Here is a 21802-nt window from a genome sequence, read left to right as displayed (position 1 = left end):
CGGGGCTGCTACAGTGTCGGTATTTAAATACCAACGCTGGGAGATGACGATGATGGAGCTCAAAACGCCGGATGAGATCGGGAAGATGGCGGTCACCGGCGCGTTCGTCGCCGAGGTCCTCACCGACCTCTCACGTCTCGCGCGCCCGGGCGTCGACGTGATGGATCTGGAACATCACGCACGACGGCTGATCGCCGATCGCGGCGCGGTCAGTTGCTATTGGGACTACTCCCCCTCCTTCGGCCGAGGACCGTTCCGCAACGTCGTCTGCCTGTCCGTGAACGACGCCGTGCTGCACGGCCTGCCCGCCCCGCACGTCCTCGCACGCGGCGATCTCCTGACCATGGATTTCGCCGTCTCGATCGATGGCTGGACTGCAGATTCGGCGATCACCGTTCAAGTCGGCTTCGACGACGACGTCGATTCCCGCACCGACGATCCCGACGCACGACTGATCGACTCCACTCGCCGTGCTCTCGAGGCCGGCATCGCGGCCGCCCTTCCCGGAGGCCGACTCGGCGACATCTCCGCCGCCATCGGCGCCGTCGCCGCCGCCGACGGCTACCGCGTGAACACCGACTTCGGCGGCCACGGTCTCGGCCGCACCATGCACGAGGATCCACATGTCCCGAACGTCGGACGCGCCGGCCGCGGCCTCCGATTGAAGCCCGGAATGGTACTGGCTCTCGAACCGTGGTGGGCTGCGGGAACCGATGAGATCGTCTACGACGCCGACGGCTGGACGATCCGCTCGGCCGACGGGAGCAACACCGCGCACTCCGAGCACACCGTGGCGATCACCGAGGACGGACCGACCGTCCTCACCGCTCGCTGACAGCCGCCGTGTCCACAGTGTCTGCAGTCTCCACAGTGTCTGCAGTCTCCACAGTGTCTGCAGTCTCGACAGTGCATGCAGTCTCCACCGTCGCTGCAGTCTCGACCGTCCACGCCGACATTCGGCTGACGGCGCGAGCGGCGTCGGGCAGCCGAGAACGCAGCAGGTCCGCGAGTTCGCCGGGCCCGAAGCTCGCGACGACGGTCAACTCCACGTCGCGATCGTGGGCGACGTCGAGCAGTGCCGCCCACCGGGCGAGCGCGTCGGGGCCGGCGACGCACTCGTCGGGCATCGTCACCCGCCAGCGCGGAAAGCGCTCGGCCAGCGACAGGTAGTCCGATACATGGGCGGGGACCTCGCACAACTCGCCGAACCCGAACTCCACCGTCCCCTCTTCGTCCATCTCTTCGCCGGAGGGGACCGGGCGGCCGCCCCCGGCGCGTCGCACGGATCCCGCACCGCAGATCGTCCAACGCCCCCGACGGAAGCCGCCGGCGGCGAGGACGACCGCCGCACCCGCCTCCCGCAGATCGCGGCCGTCGTCCAGGGTCGCGACGGTGAAGATGTCTTCGATCGTCGCGATGGTCGGCTCGAATGCAGAGTGGAACAACGGGTTCGGCATCAGCTCGGCGGGCGCGCGATTCGAGGTCACGATGATACGGATCCGGCGGCGGTGCAACTCACGCAGCACTCGGTCGAGCAGCACTCCGTCGGCCGGGTCGTGGACGGTGAACTCGTCCAGGCAGACCGCCCGCGCCGAACCGACCAGTGCGGACACGCTCGGGGCGAGCCCGCCGGTCGCACCGATACCGTCGTGCAGATCCCGGAAGAACTCGTGCAGATGCCATCGGCGCGCACCGAGTGCCGCGATCACGGCGTCGACGAGCCAACTCTTACCGCGGCCGGGCGGACCGTGGAGGTAGACGTTCTCCTCACCGGACAGCAACCGCAGCACGGCGAGTTGTCCATCGGTGAGACGCAGCCCTTCCCGTGCCGCGCGCTGATGCACTGCCGCACGGACCGCGGCGCGGCGCTCCCGGTCCGCACGCATCGCTCGCTGCTCTCGCCACTTCCACATAACGAACGCTCTATGTTCGTAGAGGGTGATTCAATGAGTGCCGTGCCCGATCTCACTCCCAGGACCGATCGCCGTGAGGCGATCTGCGAGGCCGCGCTCGACCTCGCCGCCGCCGGAGGCAACCGCGCGGTGACCCACTCGGCCGTCGACCGGACTCTCGACCTGCCCAAGGGATCGACGTCCTACTACTTCCGCACCCGTGCAGCACTCCTCGGCGGCGCGATCGCGCATCTGACCCGGACCTCGCGCGCCGCCTTCCACCGCGTGTCGGCGACCGCCGAGTCGTCGGGCACGTCACCGGGCACGGTCATCGCCGACTATCTTCACCATCTGACCGGCGTGCGGATGCGCGATGTGCGTGCCCGTTACGCCCTCGCCCCGGACGCCGCCGAAGCCGGCACGGCGACGGCGCTGAGCGAGTGCCTCTTCTCCCGGTCCGCAGCCATCGCGCTCTTCGCCGCCCGTTCCCGTGTCTCTCGCGAGCGGGGTGCGGACGATCTGGCCGAGGATCTGATGGTGTTCTGCGAGGGCGTCACGGCTCTCGCCTACTTCTCCGGCACGGTGCGCGATGCGCGGGAACTTCGGGATGCGATCGGTCGTTACTTTCCTGACCTGGTCCAATGAGCCGATTCCACCGCGCAGCGGTAGACTAAGCAACTTCTCAGCAACCACGGGGAACCTTTCCGGCACCCGCGACGTTGGACCTGGTGAACGCACTGATGAAACGCATCTCCAGGAGGTCGCATGGCTCACTCGACGATTGCCCGCCCGTCCGAAGCTCGTTCCACCCGTACTCGCCCGGCTCTCACCGAGCAGGATCTGGATGCGCAGTCACCCTCGGCCGACCTCGTCCGCGTCTACCTCAACGGCATCGGCCGCACCGCTCTGCTGACCGCTGAGCAGGAGGTCGACCTGTCCAAGGCCATCGAGGCCGGGCTGTATGCGAAGCATCTCCTGGCCACCAAGAAGCGCCTCAGCCCGGCAAAGAAGCGCGATTACGCCATTCTCGTCCGCGAGGGCGAACAGGCTCGCGCGCATCTGCTCGAGGCGAACCTGCGCCTGGTGGTCTCCCTGGCCAAGCGCTACACCGGCCGGGGCATGCCGCTGCTCGACCTCATCCAGGAGGGCAACCTCGGTCTGATCCGCGCCGTCGAGAAGTTCGACTACGCGAAGGGCTACAAGTTCTCGACCTACGCGACCTGGTGGATCCGCCAGGCGATCAGCCGCGGCATGGCTGATCAGAGCCGCACCATCCGCCTGCCCGTCCACCTCGTGGAGCAGGTCAACAAGCTGGCCCGTATCCGCCGCGAACTGCACCAGCAGCTCGGCCGGGAGGCCACCGACGAGGAACTGGCCCTGGAATCGGGCATCCCGGCTGAGAAGATCGCCGATCTGATGGACCACAGCCGCGATCCGGTGAGCCTGGACATGCCCGTCGGCAACGACGAGGAGGCGCCGCTCGGCGACTTCATCGAGGACGCCGAGGCCACCTCGGCCGAGACCGTCGTCATCGCGAACCTCCTGCACTCCGACATCCGCTCGGTGCTCTCGACGCTCGACGAGCGGGAAATGCAGGTCATCACGATGCGGTACGGCCTCGAAGACGGTCAGCCGCGCACGCTCGACCAGATCGGCCGCGCCTTCGGGCTCTCGCGCGAGCGTGTCCGCCAGATCGAGCGCGAGGTCATGACCAAGCTGCGTCAGGGCGACCGCGCCGAGAAGCTCCGCGCTTACGCGAGCTGATCCGATGAGGGACCGCGCCGCGGTCCCGCCCCAGACCGGCGGCTGCGGTCGATGATCCCCCGAGTCAACCCAGCCGCCTCGGCCCGGTGTCCGCGAGTGTGGGCACCGGGCCGACATCTATGTGCGACCCCAGGACCGAGATCCCGTCGGGCGAGGCGAGGATCGGGTCGAGCGTGAGCTCGCGGATCTCGGGGACGTCGTCGATCAGCGCCGACACCCGCTGGAGCAACTCCACCAGCGCGTCCGGATCGGTGTGGTCCTCGGCCAGCAGCGTCCGGACACTCGGCTCGTCGACCAGTTCCCTGGCATCGTGCTCAGTCAGCGGGATCGACCGGAAGCTCCGGTCACCGAGCGCCTCGAACAGCCGTCCGGAGAGGCCGAACGACATCAGCGAACCGAACGACGGACTGTCGGAGACGCGGAGGTACATCCCGACGCCTTTCGGCGCCATCCGCTGCACCTGGAGCGACGAGTCGCCGGTGAGGGTCTGCAGTTCGTTGAACGCGGTGATGACCGCGGTCGCGTCGGACAGGTCCAGCCGGGCGCCCTCCCGGTCCACCCGACCGACCCAGGCCGGCGAGGTGGACTTCACCACGACCGGGAATCCCAGCTCACGCGCCGCCGCAGACGCCTCGTGCATCGTCCGGACGTCCCGGAACGGAACCACTTCGATGCCGAAGTGCCCGAGCACGTACGACCCCTCGCGCGGAGTGAGCGAGCGCGGGCCGTCGGCCATCGCCTCTCGCACGAAGCTGCGCGCGTCCTCCGGCCGCGAATCCGGGATGGGTGCGGGCGCGGCGGCCGGCCGCGACCGCCACCGGGAGTAGCGCCACGCCTGCGCCAGCGCGCTCGCAGCGCGCTCGGGCGTCGGGTACGACGGGATCGACCCGCGCACGGGCAGCCCGTCCGGTCCGGTGCGCGACAGACCGGGCGGAACACCCTCCACCGCGAGGAAGGTCGTCACGACCGGTTTGGTCGGAACATCGCCTCCGTCGGCCGGGCGGGTCGCTTCCAGCAGGCCCAACGCGTAGTCGGACGAGTCGACGGCCACCGGCGGGACGAACACCACGATCACCGCGTCGATCGCGTCGTCGTTCATCGCCTCGGCGACGGCGGCCGACAGTGCGTCGTGTGTCACGGCCGGCCCCAGATCCACGATCGAGACCACTTCGAGGCCCGAGCTGCGGGCGGTGTTGGCAGCCAGGGACGCGATGACCGACGAGTTTCCGAGGATGGCCGTCCGGGGACCGTCGGGCAGCGGCTGGTAGGCCAGCACGGTAGCGGAGTCGAAGAGCTCCGCGATCGTCTCGACCTGGATCACCCCGGCCTGTTCCAGCACCATCTGCGCCACGCGGTCGTCGCGCACCGGACCGGTGCGCTGGGCGTGTACCGGCGACATCGCCCCGCTGCCCGACTTGATCGCGACGATCGGCTTCTTGGACGCCACCCGGCGGGCGATCCGCCCGAACTTGCGCGGATTGCCGAAGCTCTCCAGGTACAGCAGCACCACGTCGGTGTCGTCGTCGGTGTCCCAGTACTGGAGCACGTCGTTCCCGGACACATCGGCGCGGTTGCCCGCGGAGACGAACGTCGACAGGCCGAGCCGGCGGTGGGCGGCGGTGTCGAGGATCGCGATGCCGAGCGCACCGGACTGGCAGAAGAATCCGACGCGGCCCGCCCCCGGAATGCGAGGAGCCAGTGACGCGTTCAGCGCGATGTCGGGATGGTTGTTGACCACACCGAGCGCGTTGGGCCCCACCAGGCGCATCCCGTGGGCGCGGACCTGTTCGGCGAGCCGCTTCTCGTTCTCCAGCCCGGCCTCGCCTTTCTCACCGAAGCCCGCCGACACCACCACCAGGGTCCGCACGCCTTTGGCGAGACAGTCGTCGAGCACTTGGTCTATGCGCGCGGCAGGCACCGCGATGACGGCCAGATCCACCGGGTCGGGGATGTCGCGCACCGTCGAATAGGAGCGGATCCCGCGCACCGACGGCGGTGCGGTGCGCGGCGGTCGTCCGGGACCGCGGCGGGGCTGGGCGTCGTCCGGTTCGGACGCCACCGCCGAACCGTTCACCGGGAACACCGGCCCGGTGAAGCCGGCCGCGAGCACATTCGCCAGCAACACGTTGCCGACCTTCTTGGGGTCGGCGGAGGCACCGATGACGGCCACCGACGAAGGACGCAGCAGATTCGCGATGCTGCGTGCCTCCGAGGCACGCTCGCGGGCGTTGCGCACCGCCGTCAGCGCCTCGGTGGGATCGATCAGGAACTCGACGTGCACGGTGCTGCCGTCGAAGGCCCGGCTGATCTGATATCCCGCATCACGGAAGACGGCCACCATGTTGGGGTTCTCCGACAGCACCTCCGCCTCGAACCGGGTGAAGCCGTTCTCCGCCGCCGCACCCGCCAGGTGCTCGAGCAGGATCGGACCCAACCCACGGCCCTGGTGATCGTCGGCGACCACGAAGGCCACCTCGGCGGAGGTCGGTTTACCGTCCGCCGCGAGCCCCTCGTACAGCCCCATCGCGATCACCCGGTCGCCGAGGAAGGCCAGCAGGGCGACGCGGTTGCGGTAGTCCACCGTCGTCATGCGCACCACTTCACGCGGCGGGAGCGTCGGCGTCGGACCGAAGTACCGCATGTAGCGGGTGCGTTCGCTGAGACCGTTGTGGAACTCGACGAGCAGGTCGGCGTCGGCGGGCATGATGGGCCGGATGTGAACCACGCCTCCGTCCGAGGCGAGGACGTCGGCGCTCCACTGCCGCGGGTACTCGCGCGGGAGCGCGTCCTCGGTCGTCGGCGTGTCCTCCGTATCGCTCGCGGTGTCCGTCGATCCGGTGTCGGGCGTGTCAGTCACGAGGATCCTCCGGGTCCAGGCCGTGCAGCGGGAACACCGCTCGGCGGGTGGCGATGATGGCTTTGTCGGTCTGCCGCTGGGCGGTCTCCGAGACGCCGTCGGGTGGTTCTGCGCTGCCGTCGCCGTCCCAGCGGACGAAGTCGGTGACGCCGCCGTCTCCCATCGTGGCCTCCGGCGGCCGCGCGTAGTCGGGGTGAACCGTCTTCGCCAGATCCTGCGCGCCGGCGAGCCAGTCGTCCCCGATGCGGGTCTGCGCGGGCACGTCGCGATCGAGCGCCGCGCCGATCAGATGCGTCCAGCTGCGCGGGACCACGTTGATCACGCCGTATCCCCCGCCGCCGACGGCCAGCCAGCGTCCCTCGCAGTACCGGTCGGCGAGTTCGCGCAACGCCCGGACCGCGGCGGCGTGGCCGTCGACGGTCAGTGCCAGGTCGGTGAGCGGGTCGTCGCGGTGGCTGTCGACACCGATCTGCGTCACCAGGATCTGCGGCTTGAACGCCTCCACCATCGACGGAACGACGGCGTGAAAGGCGCGCAGCCACAACGAGTCCGGCAGCCCGGGCATCAGTCCGACGTTCACCGCGGTGCCCGTGGCCGGTCCCTCGCCCACTTCGGTGGCCCAGCCGGTGCCGGGCCACAGCGTCGCGGGGTGCTGATGCAGCGACACCGTCATCACCCGCGGGTCGCCGATGAACTCGGCCTGCACGCCGTCTCCGTGGTGCGCGTCGACGTCGATGTAGGCGATCCGGTCGTAGCCGTGCTCGAGCAGCCAGCGGATCGCGATCGAACAGTCGTTGTAGATGCAGAAGCCGGCGGCGTGGCCCTTCATCGCGTGATGCATGCCGCCGCCGATGTTGACCGCTCGGCGCACACTTCCGGACGCGATCGCCGCGGCCGCGGCCACCGAGCCGCCGACCAGCATCGCTCCCGCATCGTGCATGCCCTCGAAGATCGGGTTGTCCGCGCTGCCGAGGCCGAAGAGACGCTCGAGGACCGGGCCGTTGAGCGAGGCGGTGCCGTAGCTGACGGCCCGGACCGCGTCGACGTAACCCTGCGTGTGGACGGTGGTCAGGAGCCCGTCGTCCACCGGCAGCGGCTCGATCGTGTCCACGTCGTCGAGCACACCGAGGCTGCGCGCCAGCGACATCGTGAGGGCGAGGCGCACCGGACTCATCGGGTGGGTGTAGGCCCACTTGTACTCCATGAAGTGCTCGCTCCAGATGATCGCCGCACTCATCGCCTCGCCTCTTTTCGCATCACCCTGTCACGCTAACGGTTTCACGCCACTCGGGGACTGCATCAGGTGCCCCTGACGCCCTGCCTTACAGGTAACCTGAACTGAGGCGAAAGGACTGAGGCTTCGTGAACGATCTTGTCGATACCACAGAGATGTATCTGCGGACGATCTACGACCTTGAGGAGGAGGGGATCATCCCGCTGCGCGCTCGCATCGCCGAGCGCCTGGAACAGAGTGGACCGACGGTCTCGCAGACGGTGGCGCGCATGGAGCGCGACGGGCTCCTGCGCGTCGCAGGCGATCGGCATCTCGAACTCACGGACAAGGGCCGCAATCTGGCCATCTCAGTGATGCGCAAGCACCGATTGGCCGAGCGGCTGCTGGTGGACGTGATCGGTCTGCCGTGGGACGAGGTGCACGACGAGGCCTGCCGCTGGGAACACGTGATGAGCGAGAACGTCGAGCGGCGCATCGTCGAGGTCCTCGACAACCCGACCACGTCGCCGTACGGCAATCCGATTCCCGGGCTGGAGCAGCTCGGGGTCGAGGCCAGTGCGCGCGAGGACACCTCGGTGCGGCTCGTCGACCTCCCCCAGGGTGAGAGCACTGTCGTGATCACGCGTATGTCCGAGCACGCGCAGGCCGACCCGGAGTTGATCTCCGAGCTGCGGCAGGCCGGCGTGGTGCCGAACGCGCGCGTGTCGGTGAACGTGACACCCCGTGCGGTCATCATCAACACTCCCGGACACGAGGGGCTGACGCTGTCCTCGGAGATCTCGCACGCGATCTTCGTCAACAAGACCTGATCACCGCACGGTCAGCCGGCCGGCTCGTGCACCGGGGCGGGCAGAGGGCCGCCGAGGCTCTCGGCGATCTCGTATGCGAGTTCGGCGAGTCCGCGCAGTTCCCTCGGTCGCATGCCGTTGATCAGTGCGGTGTCGAGCAGGTTCGCGAGATGGTAGTCGGGGTCGGCGTCGTGCGCCACGCCGAACGCCACGCCCGCGTACGCGCCCTCCCCGGCCATGTAGTGCAGATGCCCGAGCAGTGTGGCCGCCGCCGCGCGGGCATGGCCGTCGAGCCGTCTGGTCAGGGTGCGCCACAGATCCTCCGCCGCGCCGCGCTGTTCGGTGAGCGAGAGTCCGAGCAGCGCGTCGCGCACATGTACCGACATCAGCGCTTCGGCGAGGGTGTTCACGTCCGCGCACGTCAGATCGGTGTCGCCGGCGCTGAAACGGGCCAGCGTTCCCAGCGCGAATGCGAGCCCCTGCGCGTCGACGCGGCCGGGTTCGTGCCGCACCGGAACCGGTGACACGCCGCGGCAGCCCGCCCGGGCGCAGTGCGGTTCCGGCGACAGCAGCGCAAGCATCTCCGACCGCCGCGCCAGAATCCGTCTGCCGGAGTGGACCGCGCGCTCCAGCGCGGTCGGCGAGGCGTTGGGGTCCGACAGCACTCCGGTGGCCGGCACCGCCGCGGTGAACGGATAGGGCGCCGCTCGGCCCCCGGCCGGTCGCCACACGGTGTGCCACCGGCTGCCCGAGGCGGCCTGTGCCATCGCGAACGCCGCGGACAGTCCGCCCGCGGGGCCGAAGCCCTTGTTCGCAGCCGCCGCGACGGCGCGGTAGCGGTCGTCGTCGGGCGGGTAGCGGTCGTCGACGATCACCGCGACGGTGCCGATGGCCCCGTAGGAGGCCGCGAGCGTCCCCAACCGGATGAACAGTTGCCGCATGCCGGCGGACGGCGAACCGTTCTTGGTCAGGCACAGATCGTGCCGCATGGTCGCCACGACAGTGCGGTCGGCACCGAACACCAGCAGCACGATCGACTGTTCGGGCACGAAGCCGAGCAGTCCCGGGACCGCGGCGAGCAACTTGTCGGGATCGGAGCGACCGTCGGTGTGGCCGCCTGCGGGAATGCTGAGTGAATTGGTCATGCACCCACGCTGGCCTCGACGCGGCCGGCCGGGAAGACCCCGCCGGCCGATGTTGACCGACAAGGCGTCGATGCACAGATCGACCTGGGCGTATGCCCGTCGGTGGTGCGTCAGCCGCCGAACGCGCGTGTCCGTGCGGCGTCGAACAGCGTGCGAGTGGCGCCCAGTTCCTCGGCGCCGAGATCGTCGCCGCCCGGACGCCGATTCTGCACGTAGACGCGGATGTCCCCCTGCTGCGCCACGAACTCGGTCACCGAACTCGTCGGCGGCGGCGCGGGCTGATCGGCCGGTCCCATTCGGATGCGGCGCTCGAGCCGGACTCCGGGAACACCGCCGTCGACGGGAGTGACCTCGGTCGCCACCGACGTGCCGACCGTTCCGCCGAGAGCGAACTCCCCGCACCGGCGGACCCGCGCAACGAAGTCGTCGAAGCTGTCGGTGGCGCGCACCACCATCGTGGTCAGCGTCCCCTGCGCGGGCCCTCCCGGCCCCACGAGCACCCTCGCCGTCGGCGCATCCACCGGCGCCGGAGTGCAGTCGGCCGGGGTGTTCTCACCGCGGAGCGGACGGAACGTGATGTCCGCCAGGATGCCCGGGACCTGGGCGGACGGGACCGGCTGCCCGGGGCCGTAGGGGAACGCCGAACTCGGTACCGACTTCGACGAGAGGTCCAGTGACGGGACTGCCTCTCCCGTCACGGCGCACGCCGACGCCGCCCCGGCCACCATCAACAAGGCAGCCACAGACTTCACTCCAGCAACAAGTCGCACACCACCACTGTGCCATCCGCGCGGCCGCGACACGGGAATGACCCGCCGCGGAGCCGTGTTGAACGCGATGAGTCCCGTACGGGACAATGAGATGTTCCATTCGAAGGGAGAGACCATGGACGAGCGGCAGGACGACCCCCGCAAGCTCTACGATCTCGAGTTCCCGGCTCCCGCCGTGTACGGCGCCGACGGCGACGGACCGGTGCTGATCCACGCCCTCGAGGGCTACGCCGACGCCGGACACGCCGTCGCGCTGGCCGCGACGCACCTGCGCGAGGCCCTCGACTCCGAACTGGTCGCGACGTTCAACACCGACGAGTTGATCGACTACCGGTCGCGGCGGCCGATGATCTCCTTCAGCGGTGTGGAGTTCGACGGGATCGACATGCACAAGCTCACCGTCCACGCGGTGCGCGACAACGCCGGGGTTCCGTTCCTGCTGTTGGACGGACCCGAGCCCGACCTGCGCTGGGAGCAGTTCACCACCGCGATCACCGCACTCGCCGAGCGGTTCGGCGTCTCGCAGGTGGTCGGTCTGAACTCGATCCCGATGGCGGTTCCGCACACGCGGCCTGCCTCGATCACCGCGCACGGCAACGATTCGGACGCTCTCGGCGACCTGAACCGCTGGGGCAACCCGATGAAGCTGCCCGCCAGCGCGTCGATGCTCCTCGAACTGCGGCTCGGCCAGGCCGGCTACCGCACCGCGGGCCTGTCCGCGCACGTTCCGCACTACCTGGCGCAGGCCAACTATCCCGGCGCGTCCGCCGCACTGATCCAGGCGATCGGAAAGGTCGCCGGTCTCGATCTGCCGGTCGCGGCGCTCGAGAACGCCGCGGAGCAGATGCGCGAGCAGATCGACGGCGAGGTGGCCTCCAATGCGGAGGTCGCGGCCGTCGTCACGTCGCTGGAGAACCAGTACGACGCCTACATGCGCGCGAAGAACGAGCAGGCCTCGCTGCTGGCCGCCGACCAGGACGTCCCCTCGGGCGACGAACTGGGTGCGGAGTTCGAGCGGTTCCTGGCCGAACACGCCGCGGAGTTCGACGGACTCGGCGACGGCGCCTTCCCGGAGCCGGACGACGAGAGCGACACCGGACCCGACGACACACAAGGACGTGATCCGAGCTGACGACGCCGGCCACGGAACCGAGCGACACCGTTCCGCTGACGCCCACCACTGACGAAGATCTCGCATTCGAGAGGTTCACGACGTGGTGGGCGTCTCGCGGGCTCGACCTGTACCCGCATCAGGAGGAGGCGCTCCTCGAGCTCGTCTCGGGCAGCAACGTGATCCTGGCGACGCCGACCGGATCGGGCAAGTCGCTCGTCGCCTCCGGCGCCATCTATTTCGCGCTCTGCCGGGGGCGGCGCGCGTATTACACAGCGCCGATCAAAGCCCTGGTCAGCGAGAAGTTCTTCGATCTGTGCGATCAGTTCGGTGCCGCCAATGTCGGTCTGCTCACCGGCGACGCGTCGGTCAACGCCGACGCGCCGATCGTGTGCGCGACCGCCGAGATCGTCGCCAACATCGCCCTGCGCGACGGCGCCGGATCCGACGTCGGCGTCCTGGTGGCCGACGAATTCCACTATTACGGCGAGTCCGACCGCGGCTGGGCCTGGCAGGTCCCCCTGATCGAACTGCCGGATCCGTCGCCCGAGACCGCTGTCGACCGGCAGCCGCAGTTCCTGCTGATGTCGGCGACGCTGGGCAGCATGGACTTCTTCGTCGACGACCTCACTCGCCGCACCGGCCGCACCACCGTGCCGGTGACCGGTGCGCAGCGGCCCGTGCCACTGCAGTACCGATACGCGATCACCCCGATCCACGAGACGATCGCCGAGCTGATCGACGCCGGCCGGGCGCCGGTCTACGTGGTTCATTTCACGCAGCAGCAGGCCGTCGAACGCGCCCAGGCGCTGCTGTCGGTGAAGATCTGTGACAAGGAGGAGAAGGCGGCCATCGCCGAGGCGATCGGCGACTTCCGGTTCCAGACCGGCTTCGGTGGCACCCTGTCGAAACTCCTGCGGTCGGGCATCGGCGTGCATCACGCGGGCATGCTCCCCCGCTACCGGCGGCTCGTCGAACGGCTGGCGCAGGCCGGCCTGCTGAAGGTGGTCGCCGGAACCGACACCCTCGGCGTGGGCATCAACGTACCGATCCGCACCGTGCTGTTCGCGGGCCTGACCAAGTACGACGGCCACCGGGTGCGCCGGCTGCGAGCGCGGGAGTTCCACCAGATCGCCGGCCGTGCCGGCCGGGCGGGTTTCGACACCGTCGGCTACGTGGTGGCCCAGGCACCCGAACACGACGTCGAGAACGCGCGCGCCGTGGCGAAGGCGGGCGACGACCCCAAGAAGCTGCGGAAGGTGGTGCGCCGCAAAGCCCCCGAGGGGTTCGTCAGCTGGGGCGAGAAGACCTTCGAAACGCTGATCGACGCTCCCGACGAAGAGTTGAAGTCGCATTTCCGGATGACCACCGCGATGCTGATGGAAGTGCTCGAACGGCCCGGCGACTGCTTCGCGGCGCTGCGGCATCTGCTCGAGACCAACCACGAACCGCGCTCGCGGCAACTGCGCCACATCAAGCACACCATCGCGCTGTACCGCGACCTGTGCGAGACCGGGATCGTGACGAAGCTCGACCGGCCCGCGGCGGACGGGAAGCACGTGGAACTCTCCATCGACCTGCCGGAGAACTTCGCCCTCACCAATCCGCTCTCGGCGTTCGCGGTCGCCGCGTTCGAACTCCTCGACACCGATTCGGACACCTACGCGCTCGATGTGATCTCGATACTCGAATGCACCCTCGACGATCCGCGCCCCGTGCTCGTCGCGCAGCGCAAGCAGGCGCGCGACGCCGCCGTCGCCGAGATGAAGGCCGACGGGATCGAGTACGAGGAGCGCATGGAGCGACTCGAGCAGATCACGTGGCCGCAGCCGCTCGCCGAGGAGATCGGTTTCGCATACGAGACCTATCGCCGGGGCCATCCCTGGCTGGCGAACACTCCCCCGTCGCCCAAATCCGTCCTGCGGTACATGCGGGAGCGGTCGATGACCTTCACCGAGCTCATCTCCGACCTAGGGCTCGCGCGCAGCGAGGGCGTCGTCCTGCGGTACCTGACCGACTGCTACCGCGCACTGAACAGCGGGTTGCCGATGTCGGCGGTCACCGACGAGATCGAGGACATCACCGACGAACTCGGCGATCTGATCCGCGACGTCGACTCCAGCCTCATCGACGAGTGGGAGCAGCTCACCGCTCAGGTGTGAGGTCGACGGCGGTGCCGTCGGTGCCGCCGGACCGCGTGCCCGCCGGGGTCACCGCGCCTCCGTCGGCCACCAGTTCGGCGATGTCGGCGGCCAGCGCGCGGTAGGCCTCGCCCCGGCCCGACGACTCCCGGTACACGAGGCCGATCGTGCGGCCGGGCCGCGGACGCGCGAACTCGGCCGTGGCGAGTCCACCCGCCGCGGTCTCGACGGCCACCGCGGTCTGCGGGATCAGCGTCACTCCCAGACCGCCTTCGACACACTGCACGGCGGTCGTGAGCGACGCGGCCCGCGTCTGACGCAGATCGGGTGAGACGCCGGCGAGCTGACACACCTCGAGAGCCTGGTCGCGCAGGCAGTGTCCTTCGTCGAGCAGCAGCAGCGGAAGATCCTCCAGCATCTTCGGCGACAGCCGCTTCCGTCCGGCGAGCGGATGTCCTTGCGGCAGCGCGAGGACGAAGTCCTCGGCGTACATCGGGATCTCGCCGATCCCCGGTGCGCCGGCGGGCAGGGCGAGGACCGCCGCATCGAGGGCTCCGTCGCGCAATTGTCCGAGCAGACGGTCGGTCTGATCCTCCACCACCAGCAGATCGAGCGCCGGTCGGCGCTCGGCGAGCCCGTGCAGCACCCGGGGCAGGATGTAGGGCGCGATCGTCGGGATCAATCCCAACCGGAGAGTCCCCGACAGCGGGTCGAGGTCGCCGGCGGCATCGAGCAGGAAGTCGTCGACGGCGTCGCACACCGCGATCGCCGACCCGAGCAGCCGGCGGCCCTCCGCCGTCAGCATCACCCGCCGGGTGGTCCGTTCGACGAGCCGGAGTCCGAGCCCCGCCTCCAGTCCGGCCAGCGCCTGTGACAGCGAGGGCTGACTGACCCCGAGTTCGGCTGCGGCGGAGCCGAAGTGCAAGTGCTTCGCCACGGACACGAACGCCCTCAGTGCGGTGATGGGCGGCTGATAACTTTGATCGGTCATGCCTATCAATATAGTGACTACTATCGCATTTGCTTTTCACTGGGTTTCGGGCAGAATGGACTCCAGGCGGGAAACCGACCGTTTCTCCGCCGGAATCTTCTCTCCCGCAACATGAATCCGAATTGAAGGAGTACACACATGGCTCTGCTCACCATCGGCGACCAGTTCCCGGCCTACAACCTCACCGCCGTCATCGGCGGCGACCTCTCGAAGGTCGACGCGCAGCAGCCGGACGACTACTTCACCACGGTCACCAGCGACGACCACGCGGGCAAGTGGCGCGTCGTCTTCTTCTGGCCGAAGGACTTCACCTTCGTCTGCCCCACCGAGATCGCCGCCTTCGGCAAGCTGAACGACGAGTTCGCCGACCGCGACACCCAGGTGCTCGGCGCCTCGATCGACTCGGAGTTCGTCCACTTCCAGTGGCGCGCCCAGCACGAGGACCTCAAGACCCTCCCCTTCCCGATGCTCTCGGACCTCAAGCGCGAGCTGGTCGAGGCCACCGGCGTCCTCAACGCCGACGGCGTCGCCGATCGCGCCACCTTCATCATCGACCCGAACAACGAGATCCAGTTCGTGTCGGTCACCGCGGGCTCGGTCGGCCGCAACGTCGACGAGGTCCTGCGCGTGCTCGACGCCCTGCAGTCCGACGAGCTGTGCGCCTGCAACTGGCGCAAGGGCGACCCGACCATCAACGCGGGCGAGCTCATGAGCGCGGGCGTCTGATTCCGGCCGTTCCCGGATCTCCCACGCCACCTCACACTCGAAGGGATCGAGCGATATGAGCATCGACAACCTGAAGAACGCACTCCCCGAGTACGCCAAGGATCTCAAGCTGAACCTCTCCTCGATCAGCCGCACCACGGTGCTGAACGAGGAGCAGCTGTGGGGCACGCTGCTGGCCACCGCCGCGGCGACCCGCAACGCCACCGTGCTGCGTGAGATCGCCGACGAAGCCGCCGACAACCTGTCGGCGGAGGCGTACAACGCCGCCCTCGGCGCCGCCTCGATCATGGGCATGAACAACGTGTTCTACCGCGGCCGCGGCTTCCTCGACGGCAAGTACGACGACCTGCGTCCCGGTCTGCGGATGAACATCATCGGCAACCCGGGCGTGGACAAGGTGAACTTCGAGCTCTGGTCGCTGGCGGTGTCGGCGATCAACGGCTGCGAGCACTGCGTCGGCGCGCACGAGAACGTCGTCCGTGAGGGCGGGCAGGACCGCGAGGTCGTGTTCGAGGCCCTCAAGGCCGCGTCGATCGTGGCCGGCGTCGGCCAGGCGATCACCTCCGCCGAGGCACTCGCCGCCGCGGGAGTCTGACGGACTGCCGCCCGCACCACTGCGGGCCACATGCGGGCAGGCCCCGAGCGCGTGAACTTCACGCGCTCGGGGCCTGCCGTCATTTCAGGTGGGCAACCGCCGTCTGACGTCAGTCAGTCGGTCAGGCGGCGGCCACCTCCTCAGTCCTGAAATTCACCATTTCTCGGACCACCTCCTTCCCTGTTGACGAGCAGAACGCTACGCCGATGCCCGGAGCGGCCGCAACGGGTTTTCCGGGGAGGCTTCGGGGTATCGATGTGGTGGCCGTCGATATCGGTGGCTACAGCTCCCGCACGGCTTTCGCCACCCGATCGGCGAGCTCCCCCACCTCGTCCGCGGTCATGATGAACGCCGGCGAGATCTGCAGTGCGCCCTGACCGGCCACCCGGCCGCTGACACCGTGCTCGCGCAGCTTCGTCACGGCGGCCGCTCCCTTCGACGGGTCGGCGAGCTGTACCGCCGTCACTGCTCCCAGACCGGTGCGGACCTCGCCGACCTGAGACAGCTCCGCGAGCGGCGCGAACGCCGCGGCGAGGTCGGACTCGAGACGGCTCGCCGTCTCGAGCAGTCCCTCGCGCTCGATGATGTCGAGGTTCACCAGTGCGGCCGCTGCCGCTGCGGCGTGGCCGCCGTAGGTGTATCCGTGGCGCCACCACGTGCCGCCGGCGAAGAACGGCGCCGCCACCCGCGGCGCGACCACCAATGCGCCCATCGGCACATACCCGCTGGTGAGTCCCTTGGCCGTGGTCATCATGTCGGGATCGAGACCGAATCGGGAGGAGGCGAACCACTCCCGGGCCCCGATACGGCCGAACCCGGTGACCACCTCGTCGGCGATGAACAGCACGTCGTGGTCGCGGCAGATCTCGCGGACTTCGCGCAGGTAGCCCTCCGGCGGCGGATACACTCCGCCCGCGCCCAGGATCGGCTCGGCGATGAAGGCCGCGATGCGATCGGCTCCGATCCGCTCGACCAGCCCCAGGAGACTCTTCGCGTCATCCCACGCGACGGTCTCGGTGTCGGACATCAACTCGCCGTAGCCCTCGCCGTTGGCGTCTATGCCCGCGAGCGAAGTGCCCGCGACGTGCATCCCGTGATACGCCCGGCTGCGTCCGACGACGATCGTCTTGTCGGGCGCGCCCTGCTCGACCCAGTACCGGCGCGCCAGTTTGACCGCCGACTCGACCGAATCACTGCCGCCAGAGGTGAACAGCACCTTCGAACCCGGTACCGGCGCGATCGCGGCGATGCGCTCGGCGAGTTCGACGGTGATCTCCGACGCCACGTCGCCGAAGTTCGAGTAGTGCGCGAGCGTCGACAGCTGCCGCGCCACCGCGTCGGCCACCTCGGTGCGACCGTGACCGATGTTGGCGAACCACAGACCCGCGGTGGCGTCGATGTATTCCCTGCCGCTGTCGTCGTAGACACGCGTCCCGCGTCCGCGCGTCACGATGAACGGTCCGTCCGCGGTCACCGCACCCATGTCTGCAAAGCCGTGCCAGAGAGAACCCATGCCTTGAATATCGCACTTCACCCCGGGTTGCGCTTCCCTCTCAGCCGGACTCCGCGAGCCGGGCGAGACGGTCGATCGACGACGCCAGCCGTTCGCTCGTCGTCGCCCTGGCGCGGGCTTCGCGCTTGGGGTCGTGCAGTTCCGTCCAGTCGTACGTGTGCACCACACGGGTGCCGTCGGCGTGCTCGAAGAGTTCCCAACGCCAGAGATGGCCGGGCGGATTCTTCCCCACCTCCGACGGCAGCCACGCGATGAGACGTCCCTCGTCGAACTCGACGACGTGATTCTCGCGCACCGCACCGGGTTTGGTGAGCCGCATGGTGAAGACGTCGCCGACGCGGCGCACCCGCCGGCCTCGCTCGGCCGCGGTGAGGTTGTCGTTGCCGTCCCACTCGGGCTGACGGGCGGGGTCCGCGATGAGCTCGAAGATCCGGCTGCGCGGTGCGGCGACGATCCGCTCGGCGGAGACGACGCGTGCGGAGGACTCTGTTCCGGGTGTCATCACCGCATTGTGGCCCACCGTAGAATCAATGTCATCATGCCTTCCGCGATCCCGTCTCCGGACCTGTCCGCCCTGACGATCTCCTATCCGCCGGAACTCCCGGTCAGCGCCTGCCGCGACGAGATCGCCGAGGCCGTCTCCGCACACCAGGTGGTCGTGATCGCGGGCGAGACCGGTTCGGGCAAGACGACCCAGTTGCCGAAGATCTGCCTCGAACTCGGCCGCACCTCGATCGGTCATACGCAGCCTCGGCGGATCGCGGCGACGTCGGTGGCCCGGCGGATCGCCGACGAGTTGGGCACCGAGATCGGCGGGACCGTCGGGTATCAGGTGCGCTTCTCCGACAAGGTCGGCAAGGACACCCGCATCAAGGTGATGACCGACGGCATCCTGCTGCGCGAGATCGGCCGGGATCCGCGGCTGTCCGGTTACGACACGATCATCATCGACGAGGCGCACGAGCGCAGCCTCAACATCGACTTCCTGCTCGGCTATCTCAAGCAGTTGCTGCCGACCAGACCGGATCTCAAGCTCATCATCACCTCGGCGACCATCGAGCCCGACCGCTTCGCCCGGCATTTCGCCACCACCGCGGACACGGTGCCGATCTTGGAGGTCTCGGGGCGGACGTACCCGGTCGAGATTCGGTATCGGCCGCGCGAGAGCGACGACTCCGACCACGACGACCTCGATCAGATCGCGGCGATCGACGCGGCGGTCGGCGAGCTGTGGTCGCACGCCCCGGGCGACATCCTGGTGTTCCTGCCGACCGAGCGCGACATCCGGGACACGGCCGATGCCCTCCGCCGACGCAGCGCGGCCGAGATCGTTCCGCTGTTCGCCCGGCTGTCGGTCGGTGAGCAGCAACGGGTGTTCGCCCCGTCCAACGGTCGGCGGATCGTGCTGGCCACGAATGTCGCCGAGACGTCATTGACCGTTCCCGGCATCCGGTACGTGATCGATGCGGGTACGGCTCGCATCTCCCGCTATTCGACCCGCACCAAGGTGACTCGTCTTCCCGTGGAACGGGTCTCACAGGCCAGCGCCCGTCAGCGCGCGGGTCGCTGCGGCCGGGTGGCGCCGGGCATCTGCATCCGCCTGTACTCGGAAGACGATTTCGACGCTCGTCCGGAGTACACCGACCCGGAGATCCTGCGGAGCAATCTCGCCGCCGTCATCCTGTCGATGCTGTCGCTGCGGCTGGGCGACATCAACGACTTCCCGTTCGTGCAGGCGCCCGACCCGCGAGCGGTCCGCGACGGCATGGCACAGCTGTCCGAACTGGGAGCGGTCACCGGCACCGATTCCGCGTCCGCGCGGCTGACCAAGATCGGCAAGCAGCTCGCGCGGCTGCCCGTCGACCCGAGGTTGGGCCGGATGCTGGTTGCCGGACACGACAACGGCTGCCTCGATCACCTGCTCGTCATCACTGCGGCGCTGGCCCTGCCCGACGTTCGGGAGTTCCCCAGCGACAAGCGGGAGGCCGCCACCGCCGCCCATCGCCGGCACGCGGTGCCGGGGTCGGAGTTCCTCGGGCACCTCAAGCTCTGGGAGTATCTGACGGCCAGGCGCGCGGAACTCTCAAGCAGCCAGTTCCGCAAGATGTGCGAGCGAGAGTTCCTGCACTTCCTGCGGATCCGCGAATGGATCGATCTGCACCGGCAGCTGCGGCGCACCGTCAGCGACCTCAAGTGGCAGATCCCGGACACCGAGGTGGACCCGGCAGCCGTTCATCGCAGCGTGCTCTCCGGCCTGCTGACCAACATCGGTGCGCGGCAAGGCGACTCACGCGACTATCTGGGCACCCGAGGCACGAAGTTCGCGATCTTCCCCGGATCCTTCCTCGCGAACAAACCGCCCGCCTTCGTCGTGGCCGCCGAACTCGTCGAGACCTCGCGCCTGTTCGCACACACCGTGGCCTCGATCGATCCGGCCTGGGTCGAGGAGTTGGCCGGCGACCTGGTGACGCGCACCTACTCCGAGCCGCACTGGTCCACCCGCCGCGGCGCGGTGATGGCGTACGAGAAGGTCAGCCTGTACGGAGTTCCCCTGGTGGTACAGCGCCGCGTGAACTACGGGTCGATCGACCCGAAGACCTCGCGCGAGATCTTCATCCAGGAGGCACTGGTCGCCGGACGCTGGCGTAACCGTCATGCGTTCTTCGCCCACAACGCCGAGCTGCTCCGCGACGCGTCCGAGACCGAACATCGCGCGCGGCGTAGGGACCTGCGCATCTCCGACGACGAGCTCTTCGAGTTCTACGCGGCGCGCATACCGTCCACCGTGGTGTCGACACGGCATTTCGACTCGTGGTGGAAGAAGGCGGGCCGCACCGATCCGGCGCTGCTCAACCTCCGGCCCGAGGACTTGCTCGGAGACGACGTCCCCACGGCCGCCGACTATCCGGCCGCCTGGCAGCAGGGCGAGACCCGCCTGGAGCTCCGCTACCACTTCGAGCCCGGCGCACCCGATGACGGCGTGACCGCGATCATCCCCGAGCCGCTCCTGGCACATGTGCGAGACACCGGATTCGACTGGCTCGTACCCGGGATGCGCGCCGAACTCGCGACGCAGCTGATCAAGTCGTTGCCCAAGGGCCTGCGCAAGTCCATGTCCCCGGCGTCCCGGTACGCCGAACTCGCTCTCAGCCGACTCTCGGTGCGCAGCGAGCCACTGCTCACCGGCCTGGCTCGCGAGCTGTCGTCGATCAGCGGGGTCACCCTGGCTCCGCGCGATTTCAATCCGTCGGCACTCCCCCCGCATCTGCGGATGCACTTCGCAGTCACCGGCACAGACGGCGCGATCATCGCGCGCGGCGACCGGCTCGCCGCGCTTCGCACCGACCTGTCTGCCGACGCCGACCGCGACCGCCGTGCGCCCCTGCACCGCGAATGGACCGCCGACGGTCTGGGCACCCTCGCCGACTCCGAGACGGCGACCGTTGCGGGACAGACGATCACCCGCTATCCCACGCTCGCGACCGTGCCGGGACAGGGCGTACGCATCGCGAAGGCCGCCACCTCCACCGAGCGCGACGCCGGCATCGCCGCCGCCGCCGGAGAACTCCTGCGACTCGCGATCGCGCCGCCCAGCCGCAAGCTGGCGTCGACTCTGCCGCCGCCGGCCAAGCTCGCGCTGAGCCAGAGCCCGTATCCGGACGTGGACGCGTTGCTGGCCGACTGCACGGCACGGGCGGTCACCGACACCCTGGCACGGGAGCCGGAGTTGGCCGCCCTGCGCAGTCCCGGTGACTTCGGCGCGCTCTCGGCGCGGCTGGGGCCGGTGATCCGGTCGCGCGCACCCGAGTACTTCGACGCCGCCGTCGCGGCGCTCGCCGAATACTCCCCGGTGCGCCGGGCCGTCGACGCCCGGTCCGGGACTCTCGCCGCCGACGACGTCTCCGATCAGGTCAACGATCTGATCTTCGACGGCTTCGTCGGCGCGACGGCATTGGAGCATCTGCGCTCGCTGCCGCGCTATCTGACCGCCGCGCGGCTGCGCCTCGAGTCCCTCAACACCGCCGCCGGCCGGGACAACGAGGCGATGGGCGCCATCGACAGGGTGGTGGCGGTCTGGAATAGGCGCCTCGCCCAGCTTCCGGCCGCACGCCACGAGGCGCTGAACGAGTTGGTGCAGTGGCGCCTGGAGGAACTCCGCGTGAGCCTGTTCGCTCAGCAGCTCGGCACCAACGGTCCAGTCTCCGAGCAGCGGATAATCAAGGCGATCGACAAGTTCAGCTGACTGCTCGGGGCGGTGGCTGACTGCTCGGACCG

Annotated in this window: 17 protein-coding genes; 9 read left to right on the top strand and 8 right to left on the bottom strand. The window is 69.0% G+C overall.

Annotated features, from left to right (window positions below):
* Positions 1-49 precede the first annotated feature (49 nt).
* The gene (map, locus tag Y710_RS06525; protein ID WP_062366893.1) at positions 50-835 is read left to right on the top strand and encodes a type I methionyl aminopeptidase; all 786 of its coding nucleotides are present in this window, start codon (positions 50-52) and stop codon (positions 833-835) included.
* Here map and zapE read toward each other — a convergent pair.
* Positions 822-1886, bottom strand: coding sequence for an AFG1/ZapE family ATPase (zapE, locus tag Y710_RS06520; RefSeq protein ID WP_062366895.1), 1065 nt, complete (start codon positions 1884-1886; stop codon positions 822-824). The two genes, map and zapE, sit on opposite strands and share 14 nt — an antisense overlap.
* Before the next feature lie 60 nt (positions 1887-1946).
* Here zapE and Y710_RS06515 point away from each other — a divergent pair, with 60 nt between their 5' ends.
* The gene (locus Y710_RS06515; protein ID WP_006896298.1) at positions 1947-2537 is read left to right on the top strand and encodes a TetR/AcrR family transcriptional regulator; all 591 of its coding nucleotides are present in this window, start codon (positions 1947-1949) and stop codon (positions 2535-2537) included.
* Between the two features lie 120 nt (positions 2538-2657).
* The gene (locus Y710_RS06510) at positions 2658-3656 is read left to right on the top strand and encodes a sigma-70 family RNA polymerase sigma factor (protein WP_006896297.1); all 999 of its coding nucleotides are present in this window, start codon (positions 2658-2660) and stop codon (positions 3654-3656) included.
* A gap of 64 nt (positions 3657-3720) precedes the next feature.
* Here the strand turns inward: Y710_RS06510 and Y710_RS06505 are convergent, their stop codons facing one another.
* A complete protein-coding gene (locus Y710_RS06505; protein ID WP_231875692.1) occupies positions 3721-6381 on the bottom strand; it encodes a bifunctional acetate--CoA ligase family protein/GNAT family N-acetyltransferase in 2661 nt (886 codons plus the stop codon).
* A 124-nt stretch (positions 6382-6505) separates the two neighbouring features.
* Entirely contained in the window at positions 6506-7750 is a 1245-nt protein-coding gene (locus Y710_RS06500; RefSeq protein WP_006896295.1) for an acetoin utilization protein AcuC, read from the bottom strand.
* Between the two features lie 125 nt (positions 7751-7875).
* Here Y710_RS06500 and Y710_RS06495 point away from each other — a divergent pair, with 125 nt between their 5' ends.
* Positions 7876-8556 carry an iron-dependent transcriptional repressor DtxR gene (locus tag Y710_RS06495; protein WP_006896294.1) on the top strand — a complete coding sequence of 227 codons (681 nt, stop codon included), beginning with the start codon at positions 7876-7878 and terminating at the stop codon, positions 8554-8556.
* 11 nt (positions 8557-8567) lie between these two features.
* Here the strand turns inward: Y710_RS06495 and Y710_RS06490 are convergent, their stop codons facing one another.
* The gene (locus Y710_RS06490; protein ID WP_062366832.1) at positions 8568-9680 is read right to left on the bottom strand and encodes a DUF4192 domain-containing protein; all 1113 of its coding nucleotides are present in this window, start codon (positions 9678-9680) and stop codon (positions 8568-8570) included.
* A 110-nt stretch (positions 9681-9790) separates the two neighbouring features.
* A complete protein-coding gene (locus tag Y710_RS06485) occupies positions 9791-10423 on the bottom strand; it encodes a hypothetical protein (protein WP_062366891.1) in 633 nt (210 codons plus the stop codon).
* Between the two features lie 142 nt (positions 10424-10565).
* Here Y710_RS06485 and Y710_RS06480 point away from each other — a divergent pair, with 142 nt between their 5' ends.
* Together Y710_RS06480 and Y710_RS06475 are read left to right on the top strand one after the other, a co-directional pair.
* Positions 10566-11582, top strand: coding sequence for a proteasome assembly chaperone family protein (locus Y710_RS06480; RefSeq protein ID WP_006896291.1), 1017 nt, complete (start codon positions 10566-10568; stop codon positions 11580-11582).
* A complete protein-coding gene (locus tag Y710_RS06475) occupies positions 11579-13723 on the top strand; it encodes a DEAD/DEAH box helicase (RefSeq protein WP_039867356.1) in 2145 nt (714 codons plus the stop codon). The genes Y710_RS06480 and Y710_RS06475 overlap by 4 nt, the downstream gene beginning before the upstream one ends.
* Here Y710_RS06475 and Y710_RS06470 read toward each other — a convergent pair.
* Positions 13707-14693, bottom strand: a complete 987-nt coding sequence (locus Y710_RS06470; RefSeq protein ID WP_039867354.1) for a hydrogen peroxide-inducible genes activator — start codon at positions 14691-14693, stop codon at positions 13707-13709. The genes Y710_RS06475 and Y710_RS06470 overlap by 17 nt on opposite strands.
* Positions 14694-14831: 138 nt before the next feature.
* Between Y710_RS06470 and Y710_RS06465 the strand changes: the two genes are divergently transcribed.
* Positions 14832-15419: a peroxiredoxin gene (locus tag Y710_RS06465; protein ID WP_006896288.1), complete on the top strand. Its 588-nt coding sequence runs from the start codon at positions 14832-14834 to the stop codon at positions 15417-15419.
* Between the two features lie 55 nt (positions 15420-15474).
* Entirely contained in the window at positions 15475-16014 is a 540-nt protein-coding gene (locus tag Y710_RS06460; protein WP_006896287.1) for an alkylhydroperoxidase, AhpD family, read from the top strand.
* 280 nt (positions 16015-16294) lie between these two features.
* Here Y710_RS06460 and Y710_RS06455 read toward each other — a convergent pair whose 3' ends face one another.
* Together Y710_RS06455 and Y710_RS06450 are read right to left on the bottom strand one after the other, a co-directional pair.
* Complete coding sequence (locus Y710_RS06455) at positions 16295-17527, bottom strand: aminotransferase family protein (RefSeq protein ID WP_006896286.1); 1233 nt, start codon at positions 17525-17527, stop codon at positions 16295-16297.
* Between the two features lie 40 nt (positions 17528-17567).
* The gene (locus Y710_RS06450) at positions 17568-18029 is read right to left on the bottom strand and encodes an SRPBCC family protein (protein ID WP_039867352.1); all 462 of its coding nucleotides are present in this window, start codon (positions 18027-18029) and stop codon (positions 17568-17570) included.
* Between the two features lie 36 nt (positions 18030-18065).
* On the opposite strand from Y710_RS06450, the gene hrpA reads away from it, so the two are divergent.
* Entirely contained in the window at positions 18066-21770 is a 3705-nt protein-coding gene (gene hrpA / locus Y710_RS06445; RefSeq protein WP_062366830.1) for an ATP-dependent RNA helicase HrpA, read from the top strand.
* Positions 21771-21802: the final 32 nt, after the last annotated feature.

Origin of the sequence: Gordonia sp. QH-12 (assembly GCF_001578675.1) — a bacterium.
In the GTDB taxonomy this organism is placed as follows: Bacteria; Actinomycetota; Actinomycetes; order Mycobacteriales; family Mycobacteriaceae; genus Gordonia; species Gordonia sihwensis.
The sequence above is the reverse complement of the archived record's forward strand: the minus strand, read 5'-3'. Positions and strand labels throughout refer to the sequence as shown.

Bases quoted from the DNA above. Each gene is read 5' to 3' on its own strand.
- Y710_RS06500 (WP_006896295.1), bottom strand. From the start codon at position 7,750: ATGAGTGCGGCGATCATCTGGAGCGAGCACTTCATGGAGTACAAGTGG.
- map (WP_062366893.1), top strand. From the start codon at position 50: ATGATGGAGCTCAAAACGCCGGATGAGATCGGGAAGATGGCGGTCACC.
- Y710_RS06510 (WP_006896297.1), top strand. From the start codon at position 2,658: ATGGCTCACTCGACGATTGCCCGCCCGTCCGAAGCTCGTTCCACCCGT.
- Y710_RS06455 (WP_006896286.1), bottom strand. From the start codon at position 17,527: ATGGGTTCTCTCTGGCACGGCTTTGCAGACATGGGTGCGGTGACCGCG.
- Y710_RS06465 (WP_006896288.1), top strand. From the start codon at position 14,832: ATGGCTCTGCTCACCATCGGCGACCAGTTCCCGGCCTACAACCTCACC.
- hrpA (WP_062366830.1), top strand. From the start codon at position 18,066: ATGCCTTCCGCGATCCCGTCTCCGGACCTGTCCGCCCTGACGATCTCC.
- Y710_RS06450 (WP_039867352.1), bottom strand. From the start codon at position 18,029: ATGACACCCGGAACAGAGTCCTCCGCACGCGTCGTCTCCGCCGAGCGG.
- Y710_RS06515 (WP_006896298.1), top strand. From the start codon at position 1,947: ATGAGTGCCGTGCCCGATCTCACTCCCAGGACCGATCGCCGTGAGGCG.
- Y710_RS06470 (WP_039867354.1), bottom strand. From the start codon at position 14,693: ATGACCGATCAAAGTTATCAGCCGCCCATCACCGCACTGAGGGCGTTC.
- Y710_RS06460 (WP_006896287.1), top strand. From the start codon at position 15,475: ATGAGCATCGACAACCTGAAGAACGCACTCCCCGAGTACGCCAAGGAT.
- Y710_RS06480 (WP_006896291.1), top strand. From the start codon at position 10,566: ATGGACGAGCGGCAGGACGACCCCCGCAAGCTCTACGATCTCGAGTTC.
- Y710_RS06490 (WP_062366832.1), bottom strand. From the start codon at position 9,680: ATGACCAATTCACTCAGCATTCCCGCAGGCGGCCACACCGACGGTCGC.
- zapE (WP_062366895.1), bottom strand. From the start codon at position 1,886: ATGCGTGCGGACCGGGAGCGCCGCGCCGCGGTCCGTGCGGCAGTGCAT.